The sequence below is a fragment of the Kitasatospora misakiensis genome (assembly GCF_042656005.1).
Lineage (GTDB): Bacteria > Actinomycetota > Actinomycetes > Streptomycetales > Streptomycetaceae > Kitasatospora > Kitasatospora misakiensis.
Window position 1 is genome coordinate 34,986 of sequence record NZ_JBHSOF010000002.1, and the last position, 12,126, is coordinate 47,111.

Here is a 12,126-nt window from a genome sequence, read left to right on the forward strand (position 1 = left end):
CGCACCACTCATCTCACACCGCCGCCATACGGTCGAGGCCCGCTCCGGACCCCGCCACCGCTTCCTCCCCCACCCCGTCCGCCGTCCCGGCACCGACCGTCTCCTCCACGGTCCGCACCGCGCCGTGCGCGTCCGGCAGCCAGAGCCGGGCCGTCCGCCCGCGCACCGCCGAACCGCGACCCTCGGCCACCACCTCCACCTGCCGTCCGGTGAGCTGCCCGTGCCCGTCCCCCAGCCCGAACCAGCGGCCGGACCGCACGCCCAGCCGCAGTCCGGCCCCCGGCCACGGCCCGGCCACCAGCAGCACGCACCCGCTGCGCCGCAGCACGGCGGCCAGCCGGGCGGCCAGGTTCGGCGGGACCGGACCGTCCGGGCGCAGCATGATCAGTTCGACGGCGCCGGCCAGTACCGACACCACCTCGGCCCAGTGCGGTCCGGGATCGTCGGCCACCAGCAGCCGCCGCAGGTCCAGCCCGTACCCGGCGGCCGCGGCCAGCCCGAGGTCGGGCAGCCCGACCGCCGCCGCCCACCCGCCGTCGGTCTCCCGCACCCCGGCGGCCAGCGCCAGCAGCAGCCCGGCGTCGCCGCCCGCCACCGACACCGCGGCGCCCCGCCTCAGCCCGCCCTCCGGCAGGACCCCGCGCAGGGCGGGCACCACCGGCAGCAGCCCCCGTCCGGGGGCAGCGGCCGACGCCACCGGTCGGAGCGCGGGCTTCCGCTCGACGGTGGATTCGAAAACAGATTCGAAAACGGGCACACCCCCAGGATCGAACATTCGTTCGCAAAGATTCAAGTCCGATTACCCCACCCCACCCGTCACCCTCCGTTGCATCCGGCCCAGCGAAGGGGGGAGCGCGGCCGGGAGCGGGACGCAGGCAGGGGCGCGGGGCCGCCCGGGAGCGGGACGCGGTTCGGGGTTGACTTGGAGTGCACTCCAACACCTAGCGTCCAGAGCAGATGATTCCGAGCTCAGGAGGCAGCAGCATGACCGACGTCCCCACCCGAAACCTGGGCAGCCTGACGGTCTCCGCGCAGGGCCTGGGGTGCATGGGCATGAGCCACGGCTACGGCGCCTCGGACGACGCGCAGTCGATCGCGACGCTGCACCGCGCCCTCGACCTCGGGGTGACCCTGCTGGACACCGCCGACTTCTACGGCGCCGGGCACAACGAGGAGCTGATCGGCCGGGCCGTCGCCGGGCGCCGCGACGAGGTGGTGCTGGCCACGAAGTTCGGCTTCGCCAACCGCCTGGGCGAGCCCACCCTGATCCGCGGCGACGCCGCCTACGTGCGGCAGGCGTGCGAGGCCTCGCTGCGCCGGCTCGGGGTCGACCACATCGACCTCTACTACCAGCACCGGGTCGATCCGCAGGTGCCGATCGAGGAGACCGTCGGCGCCATGGCCGAGCTGGTGCAGGCCGGGAAGGTCCGCCACCTCGGGCTGTCCGAGGCGGGCGCGGCCACCGTCCGGCGGGCGCACGCGGTGCACCCGATCACCGCGCTGCAGAGCGAGTGGTCACTGTGGACCCGCGACCTGGAGGCGGAGATCGCGCCGCTCTGCCGCGAGCTCGGCATCGGCCTGGTCCCGTTCTCCCCGCTCGGGCGCGGCTTCCTGACCGGCCGGTACAGCTCGGTCGAGGGGCTGGCCGAGACCGACATACGGCGCAGCCAGCCGCGGTTCGCCGACGGCAACCTCGAACGCAACCTGGCGATCGTCGCGAAGCTGGAGGAGTTGGCCGCGGCGAAGGGGGTCACCACCGGCCAGCTCGCCCTGGCCTGGGTGCAGCACCGGGGCGACGACGTGGTGCCGATCCCCGGCACCCGGCGGCAGCGCTACCTGGAGGAGAACCTCGCGGCCCTGGCGGTCGAGCTGTCCCCCGCCGACCTCGCCGCCATCGAGGCCGCCGCCCCGGCCGAGCAGATCGCGGGCACCCGTTACGACGCGACCAGCCTCACCTTCGTCGACAACTGAGCCCCGCGCTCCGCTGACCGGCCGGGCGGCGGTCAGCGGGCGGCGGCGAAGTGGGCGAGGGTCTCCGCGAGTTGGGAGTGCCGGGGCCGGGGCAGGTCGTCGAGGGTGAACCAGTCGAGGGCGTCGAACTTGTGGGGCTCGCCGATGACGACCTGCCCGGGGTCCACCTCGACGGCGAACAGGACCGCGACCCAGTGCGAGACCGGGCTGCCGCGCAGGATGTTGCGCACCCCCAGGGTCTCGACGGCCAGGGCCTCGGCCCCGTACTCCTCCAGGACCTCGCGCCGCACGGCCGACTCGAAGGACTCGCCGTGCTCCAGCGCTCCCGCTCCGGTGTCCCAGGTGCCCGGCTCGTCCCGGGCGCCGGTGCTGCGCCGGGCCAGCAGGATGCGGCCGTCGCCGTCGTGGCAGACGAAGACGCAGGACACCGTGGGCGCGGCGAGGGCCCGTTCGGCGGGGCGCCCGGTCGAGGCGGGGTTCATGCGGTGGTACCTCCGGTGTCGAGCATGGCGGCGGGCGGGATGTCCGGCACGGCGGCGGGCGCGGTCAGAAGTGGTCGAGGAGCTCGCGGAAGGTGCGAAGGTGCAGCACCGCCTCGTCGGCCGGGTCCAGCTCGCTGTGTTCGAGCACCCAGGTGTGGTCGTTGGGGATGAAGACCGCGTTCATGCCCACGGCCCGCGCCGGCAGGATGTCGGACTTCGGCGAGTTGCCGATCATCCAGCTGTCGGCGGGGGTGAGGCCGTGCGCCGCCACGAAGTCGCGGTAGGTCGCGGCGTCCTTCTCCGCGACGATGTCGATCGCCCGGAAGTGGTGCGCCAGTCCGGAGCCGTCGATCTTGCGCCGCTGCTCCTCCTGGTTCCCCTTGGTCAGCATCAGCAGGGCGTGCCGGCCGCCGAGGACCGCGAGGGTCTCCGCGACGTCCGCGATGAGCTCCACCCGGTAGTCGGCCAGGACGGCGGCCAACTCCTCGATCTCGGCGACTTCCTGACCGGTGGCGGGCCTGCCGTGCAGCTTCTCGACACAGTCGCCGAAGCTGCGCAGCAGCATCCGGCTGCCGTACCCGTGGGTGACGGCGTTGGCCCGCTGGACGTCGTCGAGAACGGCCCGCAGCTGGGTCCGGTCGAGCGTGGGGTGCCGGAGCCAGTCCAGGTAGTCGTGGATGACGCGCTCGAACAGCACGTTGTTCTCCCACAGCGTGTCGTCCGCGTCGAAGACGAGTACCTGCCCGTTGCGCTGCATCGAAACCCCCGAGATCACTTCGTCGACCGACCGCGACCCTAACCGGAAGCACGCCGCCCCCGCCCGGATTTTTCGGGCGGGCATCCGCAGGCCGACGGGGCGCCGGCTCGCGGCGGCGCGAGTCATGGTGACGGCCGATCGGTCGCGGTGCGGGGTGGCCCCGACCTGGTGACGACTCGGTGAAGGGAGGCACATAAAGTGTCGATCGTCCGTCCACGGAGGGGAGGACGGATCGTCGGGTCATCCGGAGTGGGGAGCTTCGGTACTGGCGCCAAGCCGGTGTTTATTCCCGGCTGGCAGGGTCGGTCGGCGCGACCGAGGCCCGACCCGGGCCCCCTGGCGGCGGACGCGACGACGGATCGACGTCAAGGAGAATCATGCGTGGCACCACGCTCGGTGACCGCTACCGACTGGACGAGTGGCTCGGCGGGGGTTCGATGGGCGATGTCTGGCTCGCCCGGGACCAGGTACTCGACCGCCGGGTGGCCGTCAAGATCCTGAAGCCCGCGCTGCTGGACGAGCCCGGCTTCGCGGAGCGGTTCCACGACGAGGCCCGGGTGATGGCCCGACTGCGGCACCCGGGCATCGTCGGCGTGTACGACTTCGGCCCCGGCCGGGCGGCCGGCGACGTCCCGTCCTGGGGCGCACCGCCGCTGCCCGCCGCCCGCCCGGTCGCCTACCTGGTCATGGAACTGATCGTCGGCGAGCCGCTGAGCACCGTGCTGGAACGGCGGGGCCCGCTGACCGTGCCGGAGACCCTCGGCCTGGCGCTGGAGGTGCTGGCCGCGCTGGAGGCGGCGCACGAGGCCGGCATCGTCCACCGGGACATCAAGCCGGCGAACCTGATGGTCCGGGACGGCCACCTGGTCATCACCGACTTCGGCATCGCCCGCCCCGGCTGCGACGCCCGGCTCACCGTGCCCGGGATGGTCCTCGGCACCGCCGCCTACCAGGCGCCCGAGCAGGCCTCCACCGGCACGGTCACCTCCTCGGCGGACCTGTACGCGCTCGGGGTCGTCCTCTACGAGTGCCTGACCGGGCGGCTGCCGTTCGAGGGCGAGACCGCCCTGGAGCTGATCCTCAAGCACCTGACCGACCCGGTGCCGCCGCTGCCGGCGGACGTCCCGGCCCCGGTCCGGGCCCTGGTCGAGCGGGCCATGGCGAAGGATCCGGCGCTGCGCTGGCCGGGTGCCGCCGCGATGGCCGCGGCCGTCCGGGCGGCCCTCGCCGGGGAACCGGTCGAGGGCCTGCCGGTCGGGACGATGGCGGGCGGGACGATGGCGGGCGGGGTGGTGGCGGGCGGGACGAGGGCCGGTGCGGCGGCGATCCGCTCGACCGGTGCGATGGCGGCCCTCCGGTCGACCGGGGTCGGCCCCCTCGGGAGCGGAGCCGGCCCCCTCGGGACCGGGGTCGGACCGCTCGGGACCGGGGTCGGACCGCTCGGGACCGGGGTCGGACCGCTCGGGAGCGGGGCGTACCCCTTCGGCACCGGGGCCGGTCCGCTCGGCAGTGGGGCGTACCCGTTCGGAACGGCGGCGCGCGAGGCGCGCGAGGCGCTCGCGGCCGCCGCCCCGCCGCGGCGTGCGGCCAGGTGGCGGGCGGCGTTCTTCGGCAGCCGCCGGCGGACCCTGCTCGTGGCGAGCGCGGCCGTGCTCTGCTGCGCCGCCACCGCCACCGGGGCCGTGCTGCTGCACCGAACCACCGCCGTGGCCGGGTCGGTCGCCGCGGGGTCGGCGGCCGGCTCCACCCCGGCGGGCGTACCGCTGACGGCCGCGGTCGGCCTGGGGCCCGACGCGGGCACGCCGTCGCCCTCCCCCTCCGCCCCGGCGCCCTCCGCCACCCTCCTCCCGGGGGTGCCGGGCATGCCCGGCGCACCGCTTCCCGAGCCGGGAACAGGCGCCGGGGGCCCGGTGGCCGGAACGGCGGGCGGCCCCGCCGGCCGGGACACCGCGCCGAACGCCCCCACGAACCCCGGTGCGCCGGCCGCGGGCAGCGCGGCCGGCCCCGGTACGCCGGTCGACGGGGCCGGTGCCCAGGGCGGCCCGGGTGCACCGGGCTCCTCCGCCGCCAACCCGCCCGAGCGGCCGTCGACCTCCGGCCCCGCCTACACCGCCGTCCCGCCACCGCCCGACCCGGCCTACACCGCCGCCAACCCGCGCCGGACCGTCCCCCCGGCGTACCCGACATCCTCCTTGCCGCCCGCCCCGGTGTACACGCCCCCGCCGGCGTACACGCCCCCGCCGTACACCGCCGCCCCGCCCCCGCCCCCGCCGCCCGGCACCTTCCCGACGGATCCGCCGATCAAGCCGCCGACCCGGCAGCCCGGCCCGCTGCCGGCGCGCGCCCGGGTGTCCATCGCCGGGTCCGTGCTCGCCAGCCAGGCGTCCCTCGACCGGGACGGCAACCCGGTGGTGCTGGCCCCGGACGACGGCGGCCCCGGCGGCGTGTGGCAGCTGACCAAGCGCGCCGAGGGCGGCTACCTCCTCTTCAACGGCGCCACCCAGTACTCCAAGGCGCTGGACCTGGAGGAGACCGGCTCCCAGACCCGGCTGTGGCACTCGCCGCCCCCGGGGCCGAACCAGGTCTGGTCGTTCACCCCGGTGGCCGGCGGCTATCTGCTGACGGTGCAGGGGGACCAGACGCGCTGCCTGTCCGCCGCCGGTCCGAACGTGCCCGCCACGGTCCGTCCCTGTGAGGCCTCGGCCGACCAGGTCTGGACGGTCTCCGCGGCCTGACCGCCCGTGGCCGGGGTGCCGCCCGGGGTGCCAGGACGGCGCACCCCGGGCGGCACCCCGGAACGGTGGCTCAGCCCGGGAGCCAGGAGGGCCAGCGCCGTCGGGGCGGTCCGGCCGGGTGGCCGCGGCCGAGCAGCGGCACCAGGCGGTCGGCCTCGGGCGAACCGATCGGGGCCAGGATGTCGTGCGCCTCGGCCCAGCAGACCCGGGCCCGGGCCAGGTCACCGGCCGGCCCCGGGCCGTCCAACACCCTTGGCGCGACCGGGCGGTGGCCCGCCAGAGCGTCGCCGAGCGCGGCCAGGGCCAGGCCGCGGCCCCGCTGGTCACCGTCCAGGGTCAGCGCCTCTACCGCGCGTTCCGCCGTCTCGACCGCCTCCGGCCCGCGCCCGGCCGCGCGCAGCGACTCGACCAGCCGCAGCAGGATCCGGCCGGTGCGCCGGTGGTCGTCCGGGTCGGTCAGGGCGAGGGCGGCCCGCCGGTGGGTGACCGCCTCGTCGTGCTGGCCGCGGTCGTGGGCGATGGATCCGAGCGAGTCCCGGGCCCTGGCCTCCAGGGCGTGGTCGGCCAGTTCGTGGCTGACCACCAAGGACTGGTCGATCACCCGGTTCGCCGCGCCGTAGCGCCCCTGCCGGGCGAACGCCCCGGCCAGGTCGAGCAGTTCGGCGGCCAGCGCCCGCCGGTCGCCGGCCCGCTGCCGGACCGCGACCGCCGCCGAGAAGCCGGCCACCGCCTCGTCCGGGCGGCCCAGTTGGACGAAACAGGCGGCCAGCGAGCCGTGCGCGAGGGCGAGCAGCGGCTGCGGCAGCCCGTGCGCGGTGCACAGATCGCGGGCCCGGAGCAGTTCGGAGAGCGCCGAGGAGGCGGAGCCGACCTCGATCAGCAGCCGGCCGAGCACCAGTCGGGCCCGGGCCTCGGCGGTGCGGTCGCCGTGCTCCAGGGCGGCGTGCAGCAGGGCGTTGGCGGCGTGGCCGAGCGGCCGGGTGGCGCGGCCGGAGTCCGCCGACAGGCAGACGCCCAGGAGGAGTTCGGCGAGGCGGTCGAGGGCGGGCACCGCCGCCGCGGCCGGGCGCGGCAGCTTCGCGCACTGGCCCACCAGCGCGCCGACGGCCACGTAGTCCCCACCGCCCCGGGCCGCGCGGCCGCCCACCGGAGACCCGGGCGCGGCGGCCACCCTCGCGTGGTGGTGGTCCACCAGCCGGGCCAGCACACCGGCCCGCTCCACCCGCTCCACCTGCTCCACCTGCTCCACCGCGGCGCCGTCGGAGCCGAGCCGCTGGGCGAAGGCCCGCAGCAGATCGTGGTAGCGGTAGCGGTCCGGGTGCGCCGAGACCTCCAGCATCGAGCAGTCCACCAGGGACTCGGCGAGTTCCTCGGCCACCGGCCCCGGCCGGTCCAACACCGCGGCCACCTCCGCGGGCGACAGCTCAGGCACCTCGGGCACGGCCAACAGCCGGAAGGCGCGGGCCTGTTCGGCGTCCAGCTGGTCGAAGCCGAAGCGGAACGAGGACTCGACCGCGAGGTCCCCGCTGCGCAGCGCGTCCAACCGGTAGCGGTCACCGCCCAGTTGCTCCACCAGCCGGGCGATGCCCCAGGCCGGGCGGCAGGCCAGGCGGGCCGCGAGGATCCGCACCGCGAGCGGCAACTGCCCGCAGAGCCGGACGAGTTCACCGGCCGCCTCGGGTTCGGCCGCGACCCGTTCGGGGCCGACCACCCGGGTCAGCAGGGTGACGGCGTCCTCGGCGGGCAGCACCGGCAGTTCGGTGAAGCGGGCGTTGGGGAGCGCCCCGATCCGGGTCCGGCCGGTGACCAGGACGGCGCAGCCCGGGCTGCCCGGCAGCAGCGGCCGGACCTGTTCGGCGTCGCGCGCGTTGTCGAGCAGGACGAGCACCCGCCGCCCGGAGAGCAACGACCGGTAGCGGGCGGCGCGTTCGGCCAGACCCGTCGGAATCGCCTCCCCGACGACGCCGAAGGAGCGCAGGAAGACCGCCAGCGCCTCCTCCGGCCGGGTCGGGCGGCCGTCGGTGCCGTGCAGGTCGAGGTGGAGCCGACCGTCCGGGAACTCCCCGGCGAGGCCGTGCGCGACGTGCACGGCGAGCGCGGTCTTGCCGACCCCGCCCATGCCCGCGACCGCCGCCACCGGCACGCAGCCCGGCTCCCGCAGCGCGGCCCGCAGCGCTTCGACCTCCGCCGAGCGGCCGGTGAAGTCGGCTACGGCCGAAGGGAGTTGGTCGGGCACGAGCAGGGTGGACGGCTCCGCCGCGGCCACCGGGGCGCCCTCCTGCGGGAGCCGGGGCGCCGGCACGACCGCCCGGCCGGCGGCCACCGCGAGCGTCCCGTCCGCCGCGAGGATCCGCCCGTGCAGCTCGCGCAGGCCCGGGCCGGGCGCGACGCCCAGCTCGGTGCGCAGCCGGCGGTCCGCCGCGCGGTACTCCTCCAGCGCGTCCGCCTGCCGTCCGGCGCGGTACAGCGCGAGCATCAGCAGCTCCGAGAGGCGCTCGCGCAGCGGGTGTTCCTCGACCAGGGCCGTCAGCTCGGCGACCGACTCGGCCCACCGGCCGCCGTCGACCTCGGCCTCCAGTCGCGCCTCCACGACGGCGAGTCGGCGCTCCTCCCACTCCCGGCGTTGGCGCTGCACATAGGGCCCGGGCACCCCGGACATCGACTCGCCCCGCCAGAGCGCCAGCGCCGCCCGCAGCGCGGTGGCCGCCTCCAGGTGCCGCCCGTCGGCGCGCAGCATCCGCGCCCGCGCCACCAGCGTCTCGCACCGGACGGTGTCGAGGCCGTCGCGGTCGGCCACCAGCAGGTACCCGCCGCCGAGCGAGGTCAGCACGTCCGGCCCGAGGACCCGGCGCAGCCGGTGCACGTACGTCCGGATGACGCCGTGGGCGCTGGCCGGCGGTTCGTCGCCCCACAGGTCGTCGATCAGCTGGCCGCCCGACACCTGCCGGCCCGCCCGGAACAGCAGGGAGAGCAGCATGCCCTGCTGCTGCGGCGAACCGAGCGCCAGCTCGACCCCGTCCCGCAGGCCGCGCACCGGCCCGAGCACCTCGAACCGCAGCCCGCCGGACCGTCCGTCCTGGTCCACCTACCGACTCCCCCCGCGACACGACTCCCCCGTGCGCATAATAACCATCGGTATTCCCGCTGCTCAGCTCTGCGAAAACGGTGGCGCCGCCGCGACGGCGAAGACGCTTCGACGAAGACGCTTGACCTTGAGTGAACTCCAAGTCGTACGGTCGTTCACACGGCACACCGCCGAAGGCCAGGGAACGGAGAACCCCCATGAGCACCGACCGCAACGACAGCACCGAAGCCGGTATCCCGACCACCGCCGCCGAGACGCGGGAGGAGCGGTTCGACCGGGGGATGGCCGTCCTCACCTCCGTCGACGGCGAGGCCGGGCAGCGGGTGGTCGACGCGCTCGCCGACATTCACCCCGAACTCGCCCACCAGATCGTCGCCTGGGGCTTCGGCGAGGTCTACAGCCGGCCCGGACTGCCGCCGCGCGACCGGCAGTTGGTGACCCTGGGGATGCTCACCGCGCTCGGCGGCTGCGAACCCCAGCTGGAGGTCCACATCAACGCCGCCCTCAACGTGGGCCTGACGCCCACCGAGATCACCGAGGCCCTGCTGCACTCCGCCACCTACTGCGGCTTCCCCAAGGCCATCAACGCCACCTTCGTCGCCAAGAAGGTCTTCGGCGAGCGCGGCCTGCTGCCCGTCGACGCGTCCTGACGCCGTGCGGCGCCGCCACCGGAAAAGCCGGTGAGCGGGGCGGGCGAGGGCGGCAGACTGGCCGCCATGACCGAGACGAAGAGCAGCACCGAGGCCGGGATCGAAGCGACCTTCAAGAAGGACCTGCTGACCTACCTGCAGGACGCCCGGGACGCCCTGTTGTGGAAGCTCGAAGGGCTGTCCGAGTACGACGTCCGCCGGCCCCTGACGCCGACCGGGACCAATCTGCTGGGGCTGGTCAAGCACGCGACGGCGGCGGAGGCCCTCTACTTCGGCGAGACCTTCGGGCGGCCGTTCGAGGCGCCCCGGCCGTGGATCACCGGGGAGGCCGAGCCGAACTCCGACTTCTGGGCCACCCCGGAGGAGAGCCGGGAGGAGATCGTCGGGCGGTACCGCGCGGCCTGCGCGCACGCCGACGCGACGATCGCCGCGCTGCCGCTGGACGCGGTCGGCCGGGTGCCGGGGGGCCGCAGTACGGTGACGCTGCACCACGGCCTCGTCCACATGACCGCCGAGACCCAGCGGCACGCCGGCCACGCCGACATCGTGCGGGAGCTGGTCGACGGCGTGACCGGGCAGCGCCGGGGCGGGGAGAACACGGCCCCCGGCGACGAGGCCTGGTGGGCCGCCCACCGGGCCCGGGTCGAGCAGGCCGCCCGCACGGCGGCCGGAGAACCCGCGCCCCGGGCGTAACGGCGAAGCCCCGGGCGTAACGGCGCGGCGCCGGGCCCTCCGCACCGGCGCCGGGGAGCCGGCCCCCGTTGACCCGTCCCTGACCAGGCGCCTAGGGTCGGGACCCGTGCAGCGATACGACTGGCTGAAGAAAATTCAGCGCATGGACCCGGAGACCGAGTTCACCGAGATCTACCGGATCAGCAGCTGGTACGAGTTCCCCTGGGACTACACCCAGTCGCTCAGCTTCGCGCTCTACCGCACCTACGCGGTGCCCAGCATCGGCCGGCTGCTCGCGGAGACCGGCGAGTTCACCCGGCGCACGCAGAAGCGCTACGACGACACGGTGCTGATCCTGGAGGCGGTGGTCGAGCACGGCTTCGACTCCTCGCAGGGGCGCGAGGCGATCCGCCGGATGAACCAGATGCACCGCCGGTACGACATCTCCGACGACGACTACCGCTACGTGCTCTCCACCTTCGTGGTGACGCCCAAGCGCTGGATGGACGACTACGGCTGGCGGCGCCTCTCCCCGCACGAGATCCGGGCGAGCGTCAACTACTACCGCGAGCTGGGCCGGCACATGGGCCTGAGCGACCTCCCGGAGACGTACGAGGACTTCGAGCGGCTGCTCGACGACTACGAGCGCGCGCACTTCGCCTTCGACGAGGGCGGCCGGGCGGTCTCCGACTCCACGCTCGGCCTGATGGCCTCCTGGTACCCGGCCGCGCTGCGGTCCTCGATGCGGCTCTCCTCGCTCTGCCTGCTCGACGACCCGCTGCGCGAGGCCTTCGGCTACCCGGCCCCGCCGGCGCCGCTGCGGCGCGCCGTACGGGCGGGGATGCGGCTGCGGGGCCGCTTCGTCCGGCTGCTCCCCCCGCGCCGCCGGCCGCACCTGGGCCGCGACGGATGGCAGGTGCGCAGCTACCCCGGGTACCCGTACGGCTACCGGATCGGCGAGCTGGGCACCTTCGCGAAGCAGGACGCCCCCGGGCCGTCCGCCGGCGGCTGCCCCTTCCCACACGCGTCGACGGGCGGGAAGAAGGACTGAGCACCGGCCGGCCGGAACTACGGCGCCGCTACTCGGCCACCACCACGGTGTTCTGGTTGGCCGTGAGCAGCCAGCGGCCGTCCTCCTTGGCCATCACGTAGAGCGGGCTGCCCTCCTCCCCGACCTGCTCGCCCGCGGCGTCGAGGTAGCGCTGGCGGACCTTGACGGCCGCGACGTCGGGGCGGATGAAGAACACGTGCACCACCTCGTAGGTGGCGGTGTGGCCGGTACCGGAGAAGGAGCCGGGGAGCACCTTGCGGGTGAACTCGGCGATCGCGTCGCGGCCGAGGAGGACCTTGCCGTGGCCGGTGGTCCAGATCGCGTCGGCCCGGAAGAGGTCGATGAACACCTCGGGGAGTTCATTGAGCTGGGAGTGCTGAACGGTGGCGACGACCTGCTGGATGGCGGCGATCTCGGCTTCGACGGAACCGGCGTTCATGAGTGCGTTGGTCATGGGGACAATCATGGAACTTCAAGTTCACTTGAGGTCAAGATCTTTTGGAACGGCCGACGCGGCCGGACCGGACCGGACCGGTTCGTGCTCACCCCCTTGCCGGGACGGCATTGCGGGAGCACCATCTCGGCATGCCCATGCCACGACATTCCCCGGCCGCGCCGCCGGCACCCGAACGGTTGATCTAGGCTGGTGACGTGCTCATACTCGTTCGCCGTCGCCACGTGGACCTGCTCCGCGTGACCAGCATGTCCTGTCGACGCTCCAGC

At 75.0% G+C, this 12,126-nt stretch carries 10 protein-coding genes; 5 read left to right on the plus strand and 5 right to left on the minus strand.

Going from position 1 to position 12,126, the window contains the following annotated elements:
* Positions 1-13 precede the first annotated feature (13 nt).
* Positions 14-757, minus strand: a complete 744-nt coding sequence (locus ACFP3U_RS02050; protein WP_380223347.1) for a hypothetical protein — start codon at positions 755-757, stop codon at positions 14-16.
* 227 nt (positions 758-984) lie between these two features.
* Here ACFP3U_RS02050 and ACFP3U_RS02055 point away from each other — a divergent pair, with 227 nt between their 5' ends.
* The gene (locus ACFP3U_RS02055; RefSeq protein ID WP_380223348.1) at positions 985-1,971 is read left to right on the plus strand and encodes an aldo/keto reductase; all 987 of its coding nucleotides are present in this window, start codon (positions 985-987) and stop codon (positions 1,969-1,971) included.
* A gap of 32 nt (positions 1,972-2,003) precedes the next feature.
* Here ACFP3U_RS02055 and ACFP3U_RS02060 read toward each other — a convergent pair whose 3' ends face one another.
* Together ACFP3U_RS02060 and ACFP3U_RS02065 are read right to left on the minus strand one after the other, a co-directional pair.
* A complete protein-coding gene (locus ACFP3U_RS02060) occupies positions 2,004-2,453 on the minus strand; it encodes an NUDIX domain-containing protein (RefSeq protein WP_380223349.1) in 450 nt (149 codons plus the stop codon).
* Between the two features lie 64 nt (positions 2,454-2,517).
* On the minus strand, positions 2,518-3,210 hold the full coding sequence (locus tag ACFP3U_RS02065; RefSeq protein ID WP_380223350.1) for an HAD family hydrolase: 693 nt from the start codon (positions 3,208-3,210) through the stop codon (positions 2,518-2,520).
* Positions 3,211-3,587: 377 nt separating this feature from the next.
* On the opposite strand from ACFP3U_RS02065, the gene ACFP3U_RS02070 reads away from it, so the two are divergent.
* Positions 3,588-5,945 (plus strand): serine/threonine protein kinase, encoded by a 2,358-nt coding sequence (locus tag ACFP3U_RS02070; RefSeq protein ID WP_380223352.1) that lies wholly within the window; start codon positions 3,588-3,590, stop codon positions 5,943-5,945.
* Between the two features lie 70 nt (positions 5,946-6,015).
* On the opposite strand, the gene ACFP3U_RS02075 is transcribed toward ACFP3U_RS02070, so the two are convergent.
* On the minus strand, positions 6,016-9,030 hold the full coding sequence (locus ACFP3U_RS02075; protein WP_380223353.1) for an AfsR/SARP family transcriptional regulator: 3,015 nt from the start codon (positions 9,028-9,030) through the stop codon (positions 6,016-6,018).
* 197 nt (positions 9,031-9,227) lie between these two features.
* Between ACFP3U_RS02075 and ACFP3U_RS02080 the strand changes: the two genes are divergently transcribed.
* The 3 genes from ACFP3U_RS02080 to ACFP3U_RS02090 all read left to right on the plus strand — a co-directional run bounded on the left by ACFP3U_RS02080 (position 9,228) and on the right by ACFP3U_RS02090 (position 11,403).
* Positions 9,228-9,680, plus strand: coding sequence for a carboxymuconolactone decarboxylase family protein (locus tag ACFP3U_RS02080; RefSeq protein ID WP_380223354.1), 453 nt, complete (start codon positions 9,228-9,230; stop codon positions 9,678-9,680).
* 66 nt (positions 9,681-9,746) lie between these two features.
* Positions 9,747-10,373, plus strand: a complete 627-nt coding sequence (locus ACFP3U_RS02085; protein ID WP_380223355.1) for a DinB family protein — start codon at positions 9,747-9,749, stop codon at positions 10,371-10,373.
* Positions 10,374-10,479: 106 nt separating this feature from the next.
* Positions 10,480-11,403: an oxygenase MpaB family protein gene (locus ACFP3U_RS02090; RefSeq protein ID WP_380223356.1), complete on the plus strand. Its 924-nt coding sequence runs from the start codon at positions 10,480-10,482 to the stop codon at positions 11,401-11,403.
* 28 nt (positions 11,404-11,431) lie between these two features.
* Here ACFP3U_RS02090 and ACFP3U_RS02095 read toward each other — a convergent pair whose 3' ends face one another.
* Positions 11,432-11,857, minus strand: coding sequence for an SgcJ/EcaC family oxidoreductase (locus ACFP3U_RS02095; protein WP_380223357.1), 426 nt, complete (start codon positions 11,855-11,857; stop codon positions 11,432-11,434).
* Positions 11,858-12,126 lie beyond the last annotated feature (269 nt).

Bases quoted from the DNA above. Each gene is read 5' to 3' on its own strand.
- ACFP3U_RS02055 (WP_380223348.1), top strand. From the start codon at position 985: ATGACCGACGTCCCCACCCGAAACCTGGGCAGCCTGACGGTCTCCGCG.
- ACFP3U_RS02060 (WP_380223349.1), bottom strand. From the start codon at position 2,453: ATGAACCCCGCCTCGACCGGGCGCCCCGCCGAACGGGCCCTCGCCGCG.
- ACFP3U_RS02065 (WP_380223350.1), bottom strand. From the start codon at position 3,210: ATGCAGCGCAACGGGCAGGTACTCGTCTTCGACGCGGACGACACGCTG.
- ACFP3U_RS02070 (WP_380223352.1), top strand. From the start codon at position 3,588: ATGCGTGGCACCACGCTCGGTGACCGCTACCGACTGGACGAGTGGCTC.
- ACFP3U_RS02080 (WP_380223354.1), top strand. From the start codon at position 9,228: ATGAGCACCGACCGCAACGACAGCACCGAAGCCGGTATCCCGACCACC.
- ACFP3U_RS02085 (WP_380223355.1), top strand. From the start codon at position 9,747: ATGACCGAGACGAAGAGCAGCACCGAGGCCGGGATCGAAGCGACCTTC.
- ACFP3U_RS02095 (WP_380223357.1), bottom strand. From the start codon at position 11,857: ATGACCAACGCACTCATGAACGCCGGTTCCGTCGAAGCCGAGATCGCC.